Genomic DNA, 17,929 nt, shown 5'->3' on the forward strand with positions numbered 1-17,929 from the left:
GTGCACATCCGCGTTCTCATCCTTCGGGACGGTTGTCCAGCTGATCACCCGGCGTGGCCCCCGCGCGCCGGTCCGCGCGACGCGCAAGGATGCGCGCATGTCCACGCTTGCCCAGCCGTCCTCCCGCGTGCGGAGCACCCTCCGCGACCACCTGCTCGGCGGCCCGGGCCGCGTGCTCGGCGCCGACATCGCGCGGGGCGTCGCGGTGCTCGGCATGTTCACGGCGCACGTGGGCGTCACCTCGGACGATCTCGGCACGTTCGAGGGCTGGCTGAGCCTCGCGCACGGGCGGTCGTCGATCCTGTTCGCGACGGTCGCCGGCCTGTCCCTGGCCCTGGTCACGGGCGGTTCCACACCGTTCACCGGCGAGCGGATGCGCACGGCCCGCGCCCGGATCCTCGTGCGCGTCGTGCTGCTCCTGGCCCTGGTCGCGGTGCTCGACCTGTTCGGCACCCGCGTGCTGCTCATCCTGGGCTTCTACGCCGCCTACTTCGTGCTGGCGCTGCCGTTCCTGCGCGTGCCGCCGGGCCGGCTGGCGGCGATCGCCGTGCTGGTCGCGGTGGTCGGGCCGGTCCTCGTCTACTACGGGCCGGAGGCACTGGCCCGCGCCGGCCTGCGAGCGCCGCACGACGGTTCCGGCGCGGCCACCGACTTTCTCCTCACGGGCCACTACCCCGCCCTGGTCTGGATGGCGTACGTGCTCGCCGGGCTCGCGCTGGGGCGCTGCGACCTGCGGTCGCCCACGGTGCACCTGGGCCTGGTGGCGGGCGGGTTCGGGGTGGCCGCCCTGACTGCGGTCGCCTCGGCGGTCCTGGTGGCCGACGCCGGGGGTCTCACCGCGATCGAGGGGCAGGTCACCGTGACGTCGTCGGAGTTCGCGGCATCCCCGCCCGCCTGGTCGGACCCCTGGCCGCCCGTGTCCGGGCTGTACCTGGAGGGGCCGCACGACGACACGATGTTCGAGGCGCTCGGCTCCGGCGGGTTCGCGCTCGGCGTGCTCGGGCTGTGCCTGCTGCTCGGCGGGGTGGCGCGGGACGGCTGGTCGGCCGGGGCCGTCGCGGGGGCCGGGGCCAACGCGGCGGCACGGGACGGAGCGCAGGCAGGCGGCGTCCTGCGGGCCGCTCGCGTCGTCGTGCTGGCGTTCGTGACGCCGCTGGCCGCCGTCGGCGCGCTGGCCCTGACCGTCTACTCCCTGCAGATCGTCACCATCTGGTGGTGGACCCGCACCTACTGGGACCTCCTCGACCCCGCGACCAACACGCCGCTGGGCTGGATGGTGCTCGTCACCCTCGTCGTGGCGACGCTGTGGCGGGCTCTGCTGGGCCGCGGCCCGCTGGAGCGCCTGTTCGGGTGGGTCGCCCGGATGGCGTTCCCGTAGCGCCCGGACCGGACGGCCGGTCCGGACGCCCGACCGGCTGGAGGATCGTCTGTCACATAACTTACGAGTGCGCAGTGCTGAGGTGTCTGGACCCGAACCTGTCGTGCGGGCGTCCCTGCGGCGGTTCCTTTGAGTCCGTACCGATCGCGGGACCTCGGACCCCGGGCTATTTTGAATCGGCGGCTCCAGCCCGCGGGCATGTTCCGCTCGCGTCAACGACCTCGACGGGTGGTCCCCTCATGACTGGTGTTCGACGAGAGCTGTCCGGCGGCCCCCGACGATGGCAGGCGGTCGCGACAGGCGCTGCCGTGGGGATTCTCGCGGTGCTGGGGATCGGGTCCGCGGCGTTCGCCGCACCGTCGATCGTGATCGATTTCGACGACCCGGGGTACACCATCGGCCCGGGTAGCCCGTCCGGACAGAACGGGTGGCTGGCCAACGGCACGGGCTTCGACCTCGCACTCGTCGAGAACTCGTCCTTTCCCGGCTCCGGCCTGGGTGCGGGACGGAGCCTGAGGGTCTCGAACGCGACGATCCCGGGCACGAGGTTTCTCCGGTCGCCGATCATCGACAGCGCGGGAGAGCCGGGAGTGGCAGGAGCCACGGCCAACACGTTCGCCGCGCGGTACACGGTGGCATCGGCGACCGGCGCTGTGCAGGACGGTCTGCTGCTCGAGGTCCCGATCGACTCCGCGTCCAGGTACGGAGGCGTGATCGTCCTGCGGCACACGGCCGCCGGGCTCGAGATCGGGAGCTTCTGGCTGCCGCCGGAGGCGACGGGGGCAGGCCTCCGCCAGTGGCGCTCGGAGACGTTCGCCGTCGTCGATCCGTCGGTGCCGCACACCATCGACATCTCTGCCCTGTTCCGTGCCGACGCGAGCGACGTCGTGCGGATCCTGGTGGACGGCGAGCTCGTCTCGGCCTGCTCGGGCGTCACGACCTGGGAGAACTATTTCCGGGTCACTGGCAACGCCACCGACGCGCTGGTCGACGAGCTGACGTTCCGGCTGACCACGAGCGCTCCTTCGGAGAGCGGCGTCGGCTATCTCACGGGGCTTCCGCCCGCTCCGGGGACGGCCGGGAACGGGTTCCTGTTCGCCGACATCGGCTACGAGGTGTTCGACAGCGAGCTCCCGAGCCCGGCGAACCCCGACGAGGAGGTGGCGCCGGAACCCACGGCCACCCCGGACGCGGCGCTCGCCGTAGATCCCGATGCACTCACCGGCGGGGGCACCGTCACGGTCACCGGTTCCGGCTTCCAGGCGGGCGAGGACGTCCTCGCGGTCCTGTACCCCGAGGCGACGCCGCTCGGCTGGCTGACGGCGGACGAGTCGGGAGACGTCGCGGGCGACCTGGACGTCCCGGAGGACGTCGCCCCCGGCGCCAAGGAGATTCAGGTGAGCGGAGCAGCCAGCGACTGCACGGCGCTGGGGTCTCTCGACATTCAGGCGGTCGAGCCCACACCCAGCCCGACCCCAACGCCCACGCCGACACCGGAACCCGCACCGACCGGCGCGCCGACCACGGGTCCCGAACCTTCCGCGGGACCGGCCGACCCGGGCAGCGGCGCGGGCGAGTCGGGCGGCCTCGCCGCGACGGGCAGTTCCTGGGTGACACCGGGTCTGCTCGCGACGGCGCTGCTCGGCACGGGCGCCGTCCTCCTTGCCGTCGCGCGCCGGATGCGCACGTCGAAGGAGCACGGCGCTGCAGCGAGCGGGGGGTCGTGATCCAGCTCTACCCCCTGCGTGACAAGGTGAACGTCACCAACGTCATGGCCGGGTAGCTAGAGCGTCACCTCGCCGACGATCGTCGTGAACGTGTCGCCGCCCACCCACACCTCGCCGTCGGACAGCTTCTCGACGTGGACGCGCCCGGCGCGCCCCAGCGCCGTCCCCTGCGACGCGACGTACGACGACGGCAGCACGTCGCCGGCGAGCCACTGCCCGAGGCCCGCGTTGAGGCTGCCGGTCACCGGGTCCTCCCCCACCCCGATGGACGGGACGAACGCACGCACCTCGACGGCGGGCGCGTCGGCGTCACCGCTCCCGTGACCGCTCGGGTACTCGCCGACGACGCCCAGCTTGAGGTCGCCCATCGCCACGAGGTCCGGCTCCAGGCCGAGCACCGTGCCGGCGTCGCGGAGCTGAACCGCGACCCAGCCCGGACCGTTGTCGACCCAGGCCGAGCGGACGACGTCGGACACCTCCAGGCGCAGCGAGCGCGCGATCTGCTCCACGTCGGCGTCGTCGACGGCGCCCGACCGGGTCAGGGGCGGACCGGCGAACGCGAGGCGCTGCCCCGCGCCCGTGTCCTCGCGCCGCACCCGCACCAGGCCCACGCCGCACTCCTGGACCACGTCCGGCCCGCGGGGCACGCCGCCCGCCTCCAGCCAGGCGTGCGCGGTGCCGAGCGTCGGGTGACCGGCGAACGGCAGCTCGCCGCCCGGCGTCCAGATCCGCACGCGGTAGTCGGCGCCGGCGGTCCGCCCGGCCTCGGTCGGGTCGAGCAGGAACGTGGTCTCGGAGAGGTTGGTCCACCGGGCGAAGGCGGCCAGCTGCTCGTCGGTGAGGCCGTCGGCCCCGTGCACGACGGCGACGGGGTTGCCGCCCGTCGGGGTGGCGGAGAAGACGTTGACCTGACGGAACGGATGACTCATGCCGCCCACGCTACCCAGCCGGCCCCACGTGTCAGACCGCGCCCCACGTGTCAGATGTACAGGACACCCGAGTGACCTGTACATCTGACACGTGCTCGAGGGCTGACAGGTCAGGCCGGGAAGATCTCGTCCAGCTCGGCGAGGTCCTCGGCCGTCGGGGTCCACGTCCAGGCCTGGGCGTTGCCGCGCACCTGCTCGGGCCAGGTGGCGCCGGCGATCACCGACGACACCTCGGGCCGGGACAGCAGCCACGAGAACGCGACGGTGGTCTCGGCGACGCCGCGCTCCCGGCAGAACGCGCCGAACCGGTCGAGCACCGCCCACGGGGCGGTCTCCAGCAGGTCGCGCTTCTGGACCACCAGCCGGGATCCGTCCGGCCGGGCGCCGCCCGTGTACTTGCCGGTGAGCAGACCGTTCGCCAGGGGGAAGAACGGCAGCACGCCGATCCCGTAGGCCCGCGCGGCCGGCAGCACCTCGCGCTCCAGACCCCGACTGAGCAGGGAGTACTGGTTCTGCGCGGAGACGAACCGGGTGCCGCCGGCCGCCCGGGCCACGTGCTCGGCGTCGGCCACCTGCCAGCCGCGGAAGTTCGAGTGGCCCACGTAGCGGACCTTGCCGGAGCGGACGAGGTCGTCCAGGGCGGCGAGCGTCTCGTCGACCGGGGTCGCCGGGTCGGGCGCGTGGAGCTGGTAGAGGTCGATCCAGTCCGTGCCGAGCCGGCGCAGCGACGCCTCGGCCGCCCGCACGATGTACCGGCGCGACCCACGCGCCCCGAAGTCCTGGCCGTTCGCGCCGTGCACGTCGAGCCCGAACTTCGTGGCGATGAGCACGTCGTCGCGGCGCCCCTTGAGCGCGGCGCCGAGGAGCTCCTCGGACAGGCCGGGCCGGGCGCCGTAGGCGTCCGCGGTGTCGAAGAAGGTCACGCCCGCGTCGACCGCGGCGTCGACCAGGGCCGTGGCCCCCTCCGCGGTCTCGGTGACGGTGCCGGGGCGGCCGAGGTTGTTGCACCCCAGGCCGACGACGGGAACGGACAGGCCGGAGCGCCCGAGGCGGCGCAGAGGAAGGTCGGACATGGTCGCACCCTATGCGTCGCGCGGCGCGGCGCGACCGCGGTGCCGGGCCGTCGCGCGCCGCCGGCCGCGCCCGGACGGGTGTCGCGGCCGCCGTACCCTGGACCGGTGACCACAGTCCTCGGCAGGCCGACCGCGGCGCTGCTCCCCGAGGAGTGGGTGCCCCTCGCCGCCGCCCACGCCGAGCGCGCGGACGCGCTCACCGCGGTCTGGCGCGCCGCCCGCGCGGCCGGGCGCAAGCACGCGATCGAGGACTTCCTGTTCACGTACTACCCCACGCGCGTCGCACACCTGCGCCGCTGGCACCCGGGTGCGGGCGTCGCCCTCACGCTGCCCGACGGCGGGGGCGTGCCCGACCCGGAGGACCGCACCGCCTGGCGGTGGCACCGGGTGTCCCGGCCGGACGGCGCCGTGACGCTCGACCTCGACGCGTTCCTCGCCGACCGCGGCGACACCGTGCGGTACGTCCGCGAGCTGCTGTCGGCGACGGCGTCGCGGCCCGGCACGTTCGGCTGCTTCGGGCTGCACGAGTGGGCCATGGTCTACCGCGACCGCGAGGCGGGCCGCGACCAGCGGCACCCGCTGCCGCTCCGGCTCGGGCACGAGGGCACGGACGCCGTGGTCGAGGCCAACCCCGTGCGCTGCTCGCACTTCGACGCGTTCCGGTTCTTCACGCCGGAGGCGACGTCGCGCAACCAGCTCCAGCCGACGCGCGCCGCCCAGGTCGGCATGGAGCAGCCGGGCTGCCTGCACGCCAACATGGACCTCTACAAGTGGTGCCTCAAGCTCGGCCCGGCCGTGCCCGGCGACCTGCTGCTCGACGCGTTCGAGCTGGCCCGCGACATCCGCTGGACCGACATGGCGGCCTCCCCGTACGACGTCTCCGAGTACGGCGTGGCCGCCGTCCGGATCGAGACGCCCGACGGCAAGGCCGAGTACGTGCGCCGGCAGCGCGACTTCGCGCGCCGGTCCGGCGCGCTCCGGCAGCGCCTGCTCCAGGCCTGTGACGCGGTGCTCGGCACGCCGTAACCGGCGCCGATCCGCGGATCTCGGGCCCGCGCGAGTACGTAGTTGCCCTACTTGTCGCCGGGTCCTCCCCCTTTCTAGCGTCGTGTCTGTCGCACCCGAGCACTCAGGAGCACTCCAGGAAGTTCCCAAGTTCGTAGTTCCCCACTACAGATCACGAGGTGAGCCCCATGAGAGTCACCGCACCGCAGACACCCGTCGTCAGAGTCCTGCTCGGCGTCCTCGCCGTCCTGGCCCTGACCCTGACGGCGCTGGTCGCCACGCCGAACGCCCTGACCCCCAGGGCCGAGGCCCACGGCTGGGTCGTCTCACCACCGAGCCGGCAGGACCACTGCGCCAAGCGGACCGTGAGCTGGTCCTGCAACGGCGTCGAATGGGAGCCGCAGAGCGTGGAGGCACCGAAGGGGTCGAAGCTCTGTTCGGGCGGCAGCCGCTTCACCACGCTGGACAACAGCTCCCTTGCCTGGCCCCGTACCAGCATCAGCAGCACGCACACCTTCCGGTGGACCCTGACGGCCTTCCACCGGACGGCCAGCTGGGAGTACTTCGTGGACGGTCAGCTCTTCAAGACGGTGAACGACAACGGGGCCACACCGCCCGCGACCGTCACGCACACCCTCACGGGCCTGCCGAGCGGCAACCACACGATCCTCGCCCGGTGGAACGTGTACGACACCGCCATGGCGTTCTACGCCTGCATGGACGTCAACATCGGTGGTGGCAGCCCGAGCGCCGGCCAGACGGCGGTCGACGGGCGCCTGCTGGCCGCCCAGCTGTGACCGTTCGCCGGTAGACGGCCGCCAGGAACGACGGCCGGAACGGCCGGTCTCCACCGCCGGGGAGGCCGGCCGTTCGCCTGTCCTACGACAGACGACCGCGTGACTGACTCGCCGCGCGGAATGCGGCGAGTCAGTCGCTCGGTCGGACTGCCCCGCTGACTCGGCGAGCGCGGTGCGGTGAGTCAGATGGCCGGTCCTGATCACGTGCGTGACGACCCGTTCGGGCACCCACGGCCGAAAATACGGGGAACCGCGTACGAATTCACCCTCATTGTCAGCAAAGCGACCATTTCCTAGGTTCGATGCCCACCCGGAAAATTTCACCCGCTCGACGCGGACGCGGCCCACCCACCCCAGGGCCTCGCCCGGGCCGGGCGTCCCGCTCGCACAACGGAAGGCATCACCGTGAACCGTGCACGAACCGCCAGCCCGCAGACCCGCCTCCTGCTCTCCGCGCTCGCCGCCCTGGCACTCGCGGCGGCTTTCCTCACTGCCGCCCCCAGCGCGCTGCTGCCGCAGGCGCAGGCCCACGGCTGGATCACCAGCCCGCCGAGCCGCGCGGACCACTGCGCCACCGGCGCCGTGAGCTTCGACTGCGGCGGCCTCCAGTACGAGCCGCAGAGCATCGAGGCCCCGAAGGGCTCCACGCAGTGCTCGGGCGGCAGCGGCTTCACCGTGGTCGACGACGACTCGCTGCCCTGGCCGCGCACCACCATCGGCGGCGACACCACGTTCCGCTGGCAGATCACCGCCCGGCACGCCACCTCCACGTGGGAGTACTTCGTGGACGGCCAGCTCTTCAAGACCGTGGACGACGGCGGCGCCCAGCCCGGCGCGACCGTCGAGCACACCCTGACCGGCCTGCCCGCCGGCGACCACACGATCTTCGCCCGCTGGAACATCGCCAACACCGTCAACGCGTTCTACCAGTGCGTCGACGTCACGGTGACCGGCGCCGCCGCGGCCGACGCCGGCGCGGACACGCAGGCGCCCACCGCCCTCGGCACGCGCGGGGCGCTGACCGCCGTCTGACGCCCGGGAACCACCCGGGGCCGGGTGCCCGACGCCGATCCGCGCGCCGGCCACCCGGCCCCACCGTGTCGACCAGTACCCGGCAGCGTCGAGAACGGGGAGCCATTTTTCACCCGCTCTATGGGACGATGATGGCGTGTCGAGCGCACTGGTCGGCATCAGTCCGACCCCTGTCGAAGTACCGCCCGTCGTGCACGACCTGGCCGGACGACTGCGGCCCGTCGCGACGGTCGTTCCCGTGTGGCGCAACGAGTACGGCGGTCTCACCGCGCGGCTCGAGGACCCACGGCGGGAGACCGGTCCGACGTCGGACACCGCCGGGCGGAGCGCGTACCTCAAGTGGGTCCCCCGCGCCTCGGCCTGCCCGGACCCGTTCGCCGAGGCGGACCGGCTGACCTGGGCCGGATCGTTCACGGCGGTGCCCCGCGTGCTCGCCGTGGGACGCGACCCGCACGGCTCCTGGCTGCTCACCGAGACCGTCGAGGTGGGCGGCACGCTCGCGACGTCCGCCATCGAACCCCGCTGGCGCGCCCTCGCGAAGCGTTCGGCGATCGCCGTCGGCCTGGGCCTGCGCCGGTTCCACGACGCGCTCCCCACCGACACCTGCCCGTTCGTCCGCACGGCGGAGCTGCGCGTCGCCGCCCTCACGACCACGACCGGCGCGGCGTCCCGGGCGCCGATCGCGACGACGCTGGGCAGCCCGCCGCCGGTGGACCGGCTGGTCGTGTGCCACGGCGACGCGACCGTGCCCAACACGCTGCTGGACCGCGGCGGCCGGTTCGCGGCCCACGTCGACGTCGGGGACCTGGGCGTGGCCGACCGCTGGTCCGACATCGCGGTGACCACGCGCAGCGTCACCCGCCGCTACGGCCCAGGACTGGAGCCGCTGGTCCTGGCCGCCTACGGCGTCGCGCCCGACCCCGAACGCACCACCTACTACCGCGCCCTCTGGGACGCCGAGGAGGCGCTCCGGGTGCGGCGCGTCGGGCAGCAGCCCGGCCCGCGCCGCCCCGACCAGCGAGATCCCGGCCGACGAGGTCCCGGCCGGCGACGTCACCTGCGGCCCGCGTCGTAGACGCGGTGCATCACCAGCTCGATCGGGCCCCGCGGCCATCTGCGCAGCCACAGGGGCGCCGCCACCATCAGCGTCAGCGAGATGCCCGCCCAGATCAGCACGACCTGCCACGGCTCGCCTCCGGCGAGGCCGAGACCCCAGTCGAAGCAGATCACCGAGGCGAGCACGTTCTGCAGCACGTAGCAGGACAGCGCCGTCCGCCCGACCCCCTCGACGCCGCGCCGCAGCAGGCTCGGCGAGCCGCCCGGCCGCAGACGGGCGACGAGCGTCGTACCCAGGGCGAGGATCCCCAGCGCCACCAGCGGCGGGACCAGGTAGCGGTCCACGAGGACCCAGCCCGGCCCGGCCCACGTGGTCAGCGCGTTCAGCGGCACACCGGCCCCCAGCCCGATCCACGCGAGCCGACGACGCAGCCGCGCCCCCTCCTCCGTCGTCGAGAACATCCCGGCGCGGACGAGCCGTGAGCCCACGAGGAACAGCACCGTGGCCGACGGCACGATGAGGAGCAGCTCGATCCGGAACACGTCCATGTGCGTGAGCCGCAGCACCACCTGGTCCAGCCAGCTCGCGGTCGACAGGCTCGCTGCGCCGTCGCCCGCGGCGGCCGACGCGCCCTGCCCGCCCCGCTGGCCCTGTCCGCCCTGCTGTCCGCCTCCCGCGTCCGAGGTGCTGACCAGCAGTGCGGTGAGCGCCACGATCGCCGCGACGTAGACGCCGGCCACCACGCCGCCCCAGGCACGCACCACCCGGTCGCTGCGTCCGACCAGGTAGGCGGCGAGCAGCGACGCGATCGCGTACCCCATCAGCACGTCGAACTCGAAGACCAGCACGTAGTGCAGCAGGCCCTCGACGAAGAGGATCGCGGCCCGGAGCACGTACCGGCCGGGCCACGGCAGGCCCCGCCGCACCATGGAGCGGTACTGCAGCTCGAGCCCCACCCCGAAGAGCAGGGTGAGCAGTGCGAGGAACTTCCCGTTGGACAGCGCCTGCAGCACGGTCCGCACCGAGTCGTCGGTGGCGAAGCCGTCCGAGAGCCACGCCGCCGGACCGCCCGGGGTGGTGAACAGCCAGATGTTGCTCGCGAGGGTGCCGAGGATCGCGATCCCGCGCAGCACGTCGAGCGCGAGGATCCGGCCGCTCGCGCCCGTGGGAACGACGGCGGACGGCGGGGTCCGCGACACGACGGTCGAGGTTGGTGTGGCCGTGCTCGACGGCTGGTTGGCGGGCATTTCCCGAGCCTGTCGCGGTCCGGGCACCACGGCGTCGGCCATCCGGCCGATCTCCGCACGGCGGCATACATCGTTCGGCGGAGGCCGGTTCGGCGGAGGCCGGTTCGGAGGAGGCCGGTTCGGCGGACACGGACGGCGCACCCGGACGGCGCACCCGGAATTCACCTCGTGGTCACGGGGCCCGGTCTGCCACCCTGGGCCCATGACGATCCCCGCCGAAGCGGTCTCGGTGCCCGACGTCGTGCGCGAGCTGGCCGGCGACGGAGTCATCACGCCGGCCTGGCGCAACGAGCTGGGCGGCCTGACCTTCCGGGTCGACCGCTCGCCACAGCCCACGACGCACCCCGCGACAGACCCGACGCCGTCGTCCACCTGCTACGTCAAGTGGATGCCCTTCTCGGACCGGGCCACGACGGAACGGGTCGACCTGGCGAACGAGGCCGCGCGGATGCGCTGGGCCGAGACCTGGACGCCGGTGCCGCACGTCCTCGACGTCGGCTCCGACGAGCAGGCGAAGTGGCTGGTCACGGCCGCGATGCCCGCACGCTCCGCCGTCGACCCGCGGTGGCTCGCCGAGCCCGAGACGGCGGCCCGGGCCATCGGTGCCGGGCTCCGCGCGCTGCACGAGGCGCTGCCCGTCGACGAGTGCCCGTGGACCTGGAGCATCGAGGACCGGATGGCGATCGCCGAGGACCGGGCGGCCCGGGGCCACGCCGCCGACGGGTGGTCGGCCGAGGCGCGGGCGCGCCTCCTGGACGCACCCGAGCACGACCGGGTCGTCGTCTGCCACGGCGACGCCTGCGCGCCCAACACCCTGCTCGCCGACGACGGCACGTGGGCCGGCCACGTGGACCTCGGCGGGCTCGGCGTCGCCGACCGCTGGGCCGACCTCGCCGTCGCGACCTACAGCCTGGGGTGGAACTACGGCCCCGGGTACGACCACCTGGTCTACGAGGCGTACGGGATCGACGAGGACCCGGACCGGGTGGCCTGGTACCGCCTCCTGTGGGACCTCGGATGAGCGGGACCGACCGCGAGACCGGGGCCGGGACGGGGACCGTCACCCCGGGCCTGCTCGTCGTGACCGGTCCGCCCGGCTCCGGCAAGTCCACGGTGTCCGAGGCCCTGGCCGACCGCTGGGAGCCGAGCGTCCTGGTGGAGGGCGACGCGTTCTTCCGCTTCCTGCGGCGCGGGATGATCCCGCCGTGGCTCCCGGAGTCGCACGCCCAGAACGACACGACGGTCCGCGCGGCGGCGGCCGCCGCGGGCGGTTTCGCCGCCGGGGGCATGGCCGTGGTCTACGACGGCGTGATTGGGCCGTGGTTCCTGCCCACGTTCGCACGGCTCGCCGGCGTCGCGGTGCTCGACTACGTGGTGCTGCTGCCGCCCGCGGAGGTCTGCCTCAAGCGGGTCGAGACGCGCACCGGCCACGGCTTCACGGACCTCGACGCCGCGCAGCACATGCACGACGACTTCGTCCGGGCGACGACGTCGCGCCCCGACGCGGCCGGCGCCGGTGGCCCGGACGCCCCACCCGGGGCCGTGCTGACCGACCTGCCGGACGACGTCGCGGGGGTGGCCGACGCGATCGTCGCGGCCATGGCCTCGGGTCGCTCCCGCTACGCCGTCGACACCTGATCCGCGCGCCGGGCCCGGTGGGCGGCCTGGGCGTTGCGGTTGCTGCAGGTCGTGGAGCAGTAGCGCCGCGACCGGTTGCGGGACAGGTCCAGGACGATCCCCGCGCAGTCGTCGTCGGCGCACACCGCGAGGCGGGAGAGCTCGTCGTCCCGGATCACGTCGATCATCGCCATCGCCGTCTCGACCAGGATGCGCGTGGCGAGCGGCGCGTCGCTCGGCACGGCGTGGATGTGCCAGTCGGCCGGCGGGTGCCGAACGAGCTGCGGGACCGCGCCGGCGGTGGACAGCATGTCGTTCACCAGCGCGACGGCCGCGTCGCGGTCGGCGGTGAGCAGCTCACGCAGCCGCGGCTGCAGCCCGAGCACCTCCTCCAGCTCGGCCTGCGTGCTGTCGTGCCGACCCGTGTAGCCCTGCCCGGCGAAGAACGCGTCGAGGTCGGCCACCGTCTCGATCGTGACCGGTGGCTCGCCCGCGTTCACGAGCACGACGGCGGCCTGGAGCGACTCCTCGGTGTCATGAGTGAAAACCACGTTGACACATTACTCGCTCCACCCGTAGCGTCAGGACCCATGGGCGCTGTGACACCTGACATCAACGGCTCGGTCCCCGGCGGGCCGAGCCTCGGCGGGCCGGCGCCGCGCGGGTTCCGCGCGTTCCGTGCCGTCCGGTCCGGACCGTCGCGCCACCTCGCCCTGGGACTGGTGTTCGCCGGCGCCTCGGCCGTGGCGTTCAGCCTGTCCGGGGTGTTCGCCAGCGGACTCCTGGACACGGGCTGGAGCCCCGGCGCGATGGTGCTGGTCCGCGTGGCGATCGCCACGCTGGTGGTGCTGCCGCTCGGCATCGTGTCGCTGCGCGGCGACTGGCGGCCGGTCCGCCGCAACCTCGGGCTCATCGCGGTCTACGGCGCGGTGTCCGTCGCGGGCTGCCAGTTCGCCTACTTCTCGGCGGTGCAGCACATGCCCGTCGGGCCGGCCCTGCTCATCGAGTACACGGCGCCGGCCGCCGTGGTGCTCTGGTTCTGGCTCCGGCACGGTCAGCGCCCGACGAGGGCGACGATCGGCGGCACGCTGCTCGCCGCCGTCGGCCTCGTGCTCGTGCTGAACCTGGTCTCGGGCGCCCCGGGCGCCACGGCCGTCGACCCGGTCGGCATCGCCTGGGCCCTGGTCGCGATGCTCGGCGTCTCGACGTACTTCGTCATCAACGCGAACGTCGACACCGGCCTGCCGCCGCTCGCCCTGGCGGCCGGCGGCCTGACGACCGCGACCGTGGCCCTGGGCCTGCTCGGCGTGACCGGGCTCATGCCGCTGGAGTACAGCACGGCCTCCCCGGTCTACGCGGGCACGGCGGTGCCGTGGTGGCTGCCGCTGGTCGGCCTCGGCGTCGTCACCGCCGCGTTCGCCTACGTCGCCGGCATCGCGGCGGGCCGGCTCCTCGGCCCGCGGCTGTCCTCCTTCGTCGGGCTCTTCGAGGTCGTCTCCGCCATCGGCTTCGCCTGGCTGCTGCTCGGCGAGCTGCCGCAGCCGGTCCAGCTCGTGGGCGGCGTGCTGATCCTCGCCGGCGTGATCGCGGTCCAGGCCGGCGAGAAGCGGGTCGACGCCGCCCCCGCGGACGACCAGCCGGACGCCGTCGCCCGGACGACCCCCGCGTAGCCGGACGACCGGCGGACATCGCTGCCCCGCTTCACCCGCCTGCAAGAATGGGCAGCACCATGACCGCGCCCTCCTCGACAACGTCGACAACCTCGACCGCCCCCTCCGCCACCGACCGGCCCGCCTCGTCGTCGGGCGCCCCGAAGCCCGCGGGGACCCTGATCCCCTACCTGCCCGCGCCCACGGGCAAGGACCCCGACCCGGACGTCCTGTTCGAGAAGTTCGGCGAGTGGGCCGCGGCGGGCGGGCGCGCGCTCTACCCGCACCAGGAGGAGGCCCTCCTGGAGGTCATGACGGGGTCCCACGTGGTCCTCGCGACGCCCACGGGCTCCGGCAAGTCGATGGTCGCGATGGGCGCGCAGTTCGCCGCCCTGGCCGCCCACCGGTCCGGGCGCGGCGGCCGCACGTACTACACGGCTCCGCTCAAGGCGCTGGTGAGCGAGAAGTTCTTCGACCTGGTCGCCGCCTTCGGCTCCAAGAACGTCGGCATGATGACGGGCGACTCCGCCGTCAACCCGGACGCCCCGATCATCTGCTGCACCGCGGAGATCCTCGCGAACCTCGCGCTGCGCCGCGGCGACGCCGCGGACGAGACCGACACCGCCGCGGACGACGACGCCATCGCGCAGGTCGTCATGGACGAGTTCCACTACTACGGCGACCCGCAGCGCGGCTGGGCCTGGCAGGTGCCGCTGCTGGAGCTCACGAACACGCAGTTCATCCTGATGAGCGCCACCCTCGGTGACACCACCCGCCTGCGCGAAGACCTCGAGGAGCGCACCGGGCGGCCCGTCGCGGAGGTCGCGGGCGCCGAGCGCCCCGTGCCGCTCACCTTCTCCTACGTGGTGGAGCCGCTCACCGAGGTGATCCAGGAGCTGGTGACCACGCACCGCGCCCCGGTGTACGTCGTGCACTTCACGCAGAAGGACGCCGTCGACCGGGCACAGTCGCTGCTGTCGATGAACGTCTCCAGCAAGTCCGAGAAGGAGGCGATCATCGCGGAGATGGGCGCCTTCCGGTTCGGCACCGGGTTCGGCAAGATCCTCAGCAAGTTCCTGCGGCACGGCGTGGGCGTGCACCACGCGGGCATGCTGCCCAAGTACCGCCGCCTCGTGGAGCGCCTCACGCAGAAGGGCCTGCTCAAGGTCGTGTGCGGCACCGACACCCTCGGCGTCGGCATCAACGTGCCGATCCGCACCGTGCTCCTGACCAGCCTCGTCAAGTTCGACGGCGAGCGCATGCGCCACCTCAGCGCGCGCGAGTTCCACCAGATCGCGGGCCGCGCGGGCCGCGCCGGGTACGACACCGTGGGCGAGGTGCTCGTCATGGCGCCCGAGCACGTCATCGAGAACCGGAAGATCCTGGCCAAGGCCGGCGACGACCCGAAGAAGCTCAAGAAGATCGTGCGCAAGAAGGCGCCGTCGGGCTCCGTGAACTGGACCGACGCCACGTTCGAGCGCCTGCGCGACGCCGATCCCGAGCCCCTGGTCTCCCAGTTCCGCGTGAACCACGCGATGGTGCTCAACGTGCTGGCCCGCGCGTCCAGCCACGGCGCTGGGCACAGCGGCGCGACCGACCCCGTGGACGCGATGCGCCACCTCCTGACCGCCAACCACGACTCGGAGACGCAGCAGGCCGAGCACGTGCGGCAGGCGTTCCGCATCTACCGCTCGCTGCGGCTCGCGGGCGTCGTGGAGAAGGTCCGGGTGCCCGACGGCGACGGCCGGCTCCGCCCGTCGGCCCGCCTCATGGTGGACCTCCCCCGCGACTTCGCGCTGAACCAGCCGCTGTCTCCGTTCGCCCTGGCGGCCATGGACCTGCTCGACGTCGAGAGCCCGACGCACGCCCTCGACGTCGTCTCTGTCATCGAGGCGACCCTCGACGACCCGCGCCAGGTGCTCATGGGCCAGCAGAACCGGGCACGCGGCGAGGCGGTCGCCGCCATGAAGGCCGAGGGGCTCGAGTACGAGGAGCGCATGGAGCTGCTGGAAGAGGTCACGTGGCCCAAGCCGCTGGCCGACCTCCTGGAGCCGGCGTTCCAGACCTACCGCCGCACCAACCCGTGGGTCGCGGACGCCGAGCTGTCGCCCAAGTCCGTGGTGCGCGACATGGTCGAGAAGGCCATGACGTTCGCCGAGATCGTCAGCGTGTACGGGCTGGAGCGCACCGAGGGCGTGGTGCTGCGCTACCTCGCCGACGCGTTCCGGGCCGTGCGCCAGGTGGTCCCCGACGAGCACCGCACCGAGGAGGTGCAGGAGATCATCGAGTGGCTCGGCGAGCTCGTGCGCGGCGTGGACTCCTCCTTGCTCGACGAGTGGGAGCGCTTGGCCAACCCTGTGGACGACGACGCCGACCTCGTGACGGACGGCGAGCTGGCCGACGCCGGCGCCGAGGCGCCCGCCCGGCCCGTCACCGGCAACCCGCGCGCGTTCCGGCGCCTGGTCCGCAACGCGATGTTCCGGCGCGTCGAGCTCGTCGCCCGCGAGGCCTACCCGGCGCTGGCCGCGCTCGACCAGGGCTGGGACGCCGACGCCTGGGGCGACGCCCTGGACCCGCTGTTCGAGGAGCAGGGCGACGACGCCGTCGGCATCGGCCCGGAGGCCCGCTCGGCCGCGCTGCTCACGATCCTCGAACCTGGCGCGGAGCTGCCGACCAGCAGCGCGGGCCCGGGCGGGCCGGACGGAGAGACCGGCCGCGTCGAGCCCGGCACCTGGTGGGTGCGGCAGGTGCTCGACGACGCCGACCGCAACCGCGACTGGGCCATCACCGCGCGGGTCGACCTGGCGGCGAGCGACGAGGCCGGCGAGGTCGTGCTGACGGTGGTCGCCGTCGGCCAGATCTAGGCGCCGCGGGAAGATTTCCCGGGCGATTTACCGTCTATTTACCCAAGTTCGGCCGTGGCATAAACTCCGGTATTGAAGATCCGGTCAGCAGTGCCGCACCGGCACTGCCTGGACACAGGAGTGCCAATGACGACGCACCTGCCCTCTCCCGACCGCTCCAGCCACCGCTACCGACACCCGTCCGCCCGCAGGACCCTCGGCCTGCTCGTCTCGACCTGCCTCGCCGCCGCCACGGCCGTCGCGGCGGCGGGGCCGGCGGGCGCGGCTCCCCTGACCGCCGACGGCCCCGGCGTCGGCACCCCGTGGGTCGTGACCCTCGGGGACTCCTACATCTCCGGCGAGGCCGGCCGCTGGGCCGGCAGCTCCAACAGCGACTCCGACCGGGCCGACGCCCTGGGGCCGACCGCCTACTACGACAACGCCGGCGGGACGGGCGAGACCATCGCGCGCTGCCACCGTGCCTCCTCCGCCGAGGCACACATCGGCGGCGGCGTGAACGGCCTCAACCTCGCCTGCAGCGGGGCCACGACCGCCACCTCGACCGGCACGTACTTCAAGCCGGGCATCGACTTCTACGGGGGCTCCGCCGGGAAGGGCCAGGCCCGCATGCTCCAGGAGGCAGCCGCCACCAGGAACGTCCGCATGGTTGTCGTCTCGATCGGCGGGAACGACTTCCAGTTCGCGAGCGTCGTCCAGAGCTGCGTCGTCAACTTCCTCACGTCGCCGACCTGGTGGAAGAACTACTGCCACGACGACAGCTCGGTCACGGCCAACTTCACCGCCTCGAACGTCGCCACGATCCGGGCCCGGGTGGCGGGCGCGCTCCGCAACGTCGCGACCGCGATGAGCAACGCCGGGTACAGCACCGGCCAGTGGACCCTCGTGGTCCAGACCTACCCGTCGCCCGTGCCGAACGGCTCCGGGATCCGCTACTCGGAGTCCGGGTACACGCGCCAGTCCACCGGCGGGTGCGGCCTCTGGAACCAGGACGCCGACTGGGCCAACTCCACGGCCCTGCCCACCATCAACGGCGCGCTGCTGGGCGCCGCCTCCGACGTCGGGCTGCCGAACGTCCGCACCCTCGACATGACGCACGCGTTCGACGGCAAGCGGTTGTGCGAGACCGGGGTCGGTCTCTACGAGGAGGTAGGCCTGCCGAGCTGGCAGTCGCCCGGCGCGGTCGACCGGACCGAGTGGGTCAACCAGATCCGGACGGTCAGCACGATCGGCGACTCGCCCTACTACGTCCAGGAGTCGCTGCACCCCAGCTACTGGGGGCAGCTCGCGATGCGCAACTGCCTGCGCCAGGTCTGGAACGCCGGCAACCCGCGCAGCGGAAGCTGCACGGTCGGCAATCTCGGCACGGCGAAGCTGAGCCCGACGGGCGAACCGGTCATGTCGCTCCGCTGACCCGCTCCGCTCCGGAGGTGTCAGACGTACAGGTCACCGGGGTGACCTGTACCCGGTGCCGGTCCACGATGGTGACGAGCTGGTCGTCCTTCTGCTCGAAGCGGATGAGCCCGGACAGCACCTGCGGGGACAGCTGCGGCTGCT

General features: G+C 73.3%; 15 protein-coding genes. 11 read left to right on the forward strand and 4 right to left on the reverse strand.

Translation table 11 applies throughout. From position 1 onward, the window contains the following. Window positions 1-97 precede the first annotated feature (97 nt). Both AB0I29_RS14905 and AB0I29_RS14910 read left to right on the forward strand, forming a co-directional pair. The gene (locus tag AB0I29_RS14905) at window positions 98-1,378 is read left to right on the forward strand and encodes a heparan-alpha-glucosaminide N-acetyltransferase domain-containing protein (RefSeq protein ID WP_357482542.1); all 1,281 of its coding nucleotides are present in this window, start codon (window positions 98-100) and stop codon (window positions 1,376-1,378) included. A 308-nt stretch (window positions 1,379-1,686) separates the two neighbouring features. Beyond that, on the forward strand, window positions 1,687-3,105 hold the full coding sequence (locus tag AB0I29_RS14910) for a hypothetical protein (RefSeq protein WP_357482545.1): 1,419 nt from the start codon (window positions 1,687-1,689) through the stop codon (window positions 3,103-3,105). Window positions 3,106-3,161: 56 nt separating this feature from the next. On the opposite strand, the gene AB0I29_RS14915 is transcribed toward AB0I29_RS14910, so the two are convergent. Both AB0I29_RS14915 and AB0I29_RS14920 read right to left on the reverse strand, forming a co-directional pair. Continuing rightward, complete coding sequence (locus tag AB0I29_RS14915) at window positions 3,162-4,034, reverse strand: PhzF family phenazine biosynthesis protein (protein WP_357482548.1); 873 nt, start codon at window positions 4,032-4,034, stop codon at window positions 3,162-3,164. 110 nt (window positions 4,035-4,144) lie between these two features. Further along, window positions 4,145-5,107: an aldo/keto reductase gene (locus AB0I29_RS14920; RefSeq protein ID WP_357482551.1), complete on the reverse strand. Its 963-nt coding sequence runs from the start codon at window positions 5,105-5,107 to the stop codon at window positions 4,145-4,147. A gap of 105 nt (window positions 5,108-5,212) precedes the next feature. Here AB0I29_RS14920 and AB0I29_RS14925 point away from each other — a divergent pair, with 105 nt between their 5' ends. The 4 genes from AB0I29_RS14925 (at window position 5,213) to AB0I29_RS14940 (ending at window position 9,016) form a co-directional block, all read left to right on the forward strand. Further along, on the forward strand, window positions 5,213-6,133 hold the full coding sequence (locus AB0I29_RS14925; protein ID WP_357482553.1) for a 3-methyladenine DNA glycosylase: 921 nt from the start codon (window positions 5,213-5,215) through the stop codon (window positions 6,131-6,133). A 167-nt stretch (window positions 6,134-6,300) separates the two neighbouring features. Further along, window positions 6,301-6,909 (forward strand): lytic polysaccharide monooxygenase auxiliary activity family 9 protein, encoded by a 609-nt coding sequence (locus tag AB0I29_RS14930; RefSeq protein ID WP_285107200.1) that lies wholly within the window; start codon window positions 6,301-6,303, stop codon window positions 6,907-6,909. Window positions 6,910-7,314: 405 nt separating this feature from the next. Continuing rightward, window positions 7,315-7,941, forward strand: coding sequence for a lytic polysaccharide monooxygenase auxiliary activity family 9 protein (locus AB0I29_RS14935; RefSeq protein WP_285107198.1), 627 nt, complete (start codon window positions 7,315-7,317; stop codon window positions 7,939-7,941). 136 nt (window positions 7,942-8,077) lie between these two features. Beyond that, window positions 8,078-9,016: a phosphotransferase gene (locus tag AB0I29_RS14940; RefSeq protein ID WP_357482558.1), complete on the forward strand. Its 939-nt coding sequence runs from the start codon at window positions 8,078-8,080 to the stop codon at window positions 9,014-9,016. Here AB0I29_RS14940 and AB0I29_RS14945 read toward each other — a convergent pair. After that, a complete protein-coding gene (locus tag AB0I29_RS14945; RefSeq protein ID WP_357482561.1) occupies window positions 8,995-10,245 on the reverse strand; it encodes a DUF418 domain-containing protein in 1,251 nt (416 codons plus the stop codon). The two genes, AB0I29_RS14940 and AB0I29_RS14945, sit on opposite strands and share 22 nt — an antisense overlap. A 202-nt stretch (window positions 10,246-10,447) precedes the next feature. Between AB0I29_RS14945 and AB0I29_RS14950 the strand changes: the two genes are divergently transcribed. Continuing rightward, on the forward strand, window positions 10,448-11,266 hold the full coding sequence (locus AB0I29_RS14950) for an aminoglycoside 3'-phosphotransferase (protein WP_357482563.1): 819 nt from the start codon (window positions 10,448-10,450) through the stop codon (window positions 11,264-11,266). Beyond that, the gene (locus AB0I29_RS14955; RefSeq protein ID WP_357482566.1) at window positions 11,263-11,883 is read left to right on the forward strand and encodes an AAA family ATPase; all 621 of its coding nucleotides are present in this window, start codon (window positions 11,263-11,265) and stop codon (window positions 11,881-11,883) included. The genes AB0I29_RS14950 and AB0I29_RS14955 overlap by 4 nt, the downstream gene beginning before the upstream one ends. Here AB0I29_RS14955 and AB0I29_RS14960 read toward each other — a convergent pair. Further along, complete coding sequence (locus tag AB0I29_RS14960; protein WP_357482569.1) at window positions 11,865-12,413, reverse strand: CGNR zinc finger domain-containing protein; 549 nt, start codon at window positions 12,411-12,413, stop codon at window positions 11,865-11,867. The two genes, AB0I29_RS14955 and AB0I29_RS14960, sit on opposite strands and share 19 nt — an antisense overlap. A 39-nt stretch (window positions 12,414-12,452) precedes the next feature. On the opposite strand from AB0I29_RS14960, the gene AB0I29_RS14965 reads away from it, so the two are divergent. The 3 genes from AB0I29_RS14965 to AB0I29_RS14975 all read left to right on the forward strand — a co-directional run bounded on the left by AB0I29_RS14965 (window position 12,453) and on the right by AB0I29_RS14975 (window position 17,785). Beyond that, window positions 12,453-13,532 (forward strand): EamA family transporter, encoded by a 1,080-nt coding sequence (locus AB0I29_RS14965; RefSeq protein WP_357482572.1) that lies wholly within the window; start codon window positions 12,453-12,455, stop codon window positions 13,530-13,532. 59 nt (window positions 13,533-13,591) lie between these two features. Beyond that, complete coding sequence (locus tag AB0I29_RS14970; RefSeq protein WP_357482575.1) at window positions 13,592-16,375, forward strand: DUF3516 domain-containing protein; 2,784 nt, start codon at window positions 13,592-13,594, stop codon at window positions 16,373-16,375. A gap of 126 nt (window positions 16,376-16,501) precedes the next feature. Beyond that, complete coding sequence (locus tag AB0I29_RS14975; RefSeq protein WP_357482578.1) at window positions 16,502-17,785, forward strand: hypothetical protein; 1,284 nt, start codon at window positions 16,502-16,504, stop codon at window positions 17,783-17,785. The last annotated feature ends 144 nt before the right edge of the window (window positions 17,786-17,929 follow it).

This window comes from Promicromonospora sp. NPDC050262, assembly GCF_040655935.1.
Classification (GTDB): Bacteria; Actinomycetota; Actinomycetes; order Actinomycetales; family Cellulomonadaceae; genus Promicromonospora.

What these genes read in the sequence shown, in the direction of transcription:
- AB0I29_RS14905 (WP_357482542.1), top strand. Translation starts at nt 98, where the DNA reads ATGTCCACGCTTGCCCAGCCGTCCTCCCGCGTGCGGAGCACCCTCCGC.
- AB0I29_RS14915 (WP_357482548.1), bottom strand. Translation starts at nt 4,034, where the DNA reads ATGAGTCATCCGTTCCGTCAGGTCAACGTCTTCTCCGCCACCCCGACG.
- AB0I29_RS14920 (WP_357482551.1), bottom strand. Translation starts at nt 5,107, where the DNA reads ATGTCCGACCTTCCTCTGCGCCGCCTCGGGCGCTCCGGCCTGTCCGTT.
- AB0I29_RS14930 (WP_285107200.1), top strand. Translation starts at nt 6,301, where the DNA reads ATGAGAGTCACCGCACCGCAGACACCCGTCGTCAGAGTCCTGCTCGGC.
- AB0I29_RS14945 (WP_357482561.1), bottom strand. Translation starts at nt 10,245, where the DNA reads ATGCCCGCCAACCAGCCGTCGAGCACGGCCACACCAACCTCGACCGTC.
- AB0I29_RS14950 (WP_357482563.1), top strand. Translation starts at nt 10,448, where the DNA reads ATGACGATCCCCGCCGAAGCGGTCTCGGTGCCCGACGTCGTGCGCGAG.
- AB0I29_RS14955 (WP_357482566.1), top strand. Translation starts at nt 11,263, where the DNA reads ATGAGCGGGACCGACCGCGAGACCGGGGCCGGGACGGGGACCGTCACC.
- AB0I29_RS14965 (WP_357482572.1), top strand. Translation starts at nt 12,453, where the DNA reads ATGGGCGCTGTGACACCTGACATCAACGGCTCGGTCCCCGGCGGGCCG.
- AB0I29_RS14970 (WP_357482575.1), top strand. Translation starts at nt 13,592, where the DNA reads ATGACCGCGCCCTCCTCGACAACGTCGACAACCTCGACCGCCCCCTCC.
- AB0I29_RS14975 (WP_357482578.1), top strand. Translation starts at nt 16,502, where the DNA reads ATGACGACGCACCTGCCCTCTCCCGACCGCTCCAGCCACCGCTACCGA.